This is a genomic window from Streptococcus sp. GMD6S (assembly GCF_000297015.1).
This window is the reverse complement of the sequence record NZ_AJRH01000359.1, coordinates 1-653: the sequence shown is the minus strand read 5'-3', so window position 1 is coordinate 653 and position 653 is coordinate 1. Positions and strand designations below refer to the sequence as shown.

General features: G+C 45.9%; 2 protein-coding genes. Both read right to left on the bottom strand.

The window, feature by feature from the left end:
• Positions 1 to 5: 5 nt before the first annotated feature.
• Complete coding sequence (queD, locus tag GMD6S_RS11610; RefSeq protein ID WP_000464563.1) at positions 6 to 449, bottom strand: 6-carboxytetrahydropterin synthase QueD; 444 nt, start codon at positions 447 to 449, stop codon at positions 6 to 8.
• The coding region (locus GMD6S_RS11605; RefSeq protein ID WP_000419376.1) for a 7-cyano-7-deazaguanine synthase at positions 449 to 653 on the bottom strand (205 nt) is incomplete at its 5' end. The genes queD and GMD6S_RS11605, both read right to left, overlap by 1 nt.

Below are 653 nucleotides of genomic sequence, written 5' to 3'. Positions count from 1 at the left end.
GTTCCCTAGTCATCTAACCACTCCCGTCTAAACTCCGCAAAGGCAGTCGGAGTCTCATAGAGACGAACATATTCCAAACGGAGATTGCGCTCGTCTGGCAACTCTTGGCTCATGGTTTGAAAAATCCAGTAAACCATATTTTCAGCAGTCGTGTTCATATAAGGCAGGGTTTCATTGAGATAGCGATGATCCAAGTGGGGTTCTATGTAGTTCTTGTAGATCGCTTTGATATCTCCAAAGTCGTAGGTCATACCCCGTTCATCTAAAAATCCACTGACAGCAATTTGCAGATGATAAGTGTGGCCGTGCAGGGACTTGCATTTTCCCTCATAGTGAAAGAGGTGGTGGGCAGCATCGAAGGTGAACTCTTTTGATACCAAGGTTCTGTGAGGATTGTAGATAAGAGATTCCCCAGTTTCCTGTTTGATTTCTTTGGGAGCAAAAAACATTAGCTCTCTCCTTTCTGTGAGAGATAAACATCAAGGCCATGCTGGCGTAGGTGGCAGGCTGGACAATCACCGCAGCCACTACCGATAATCCCATTGTAGCAGGTTAAGGTCTTCTCACGAACGTAGTCAAAGGCACCAAGTTGGTCGGCTAACTCCCAAGTTTCAGCCTTGTCTAGCCACATGAGAGGTGTTTGGATAACAAAG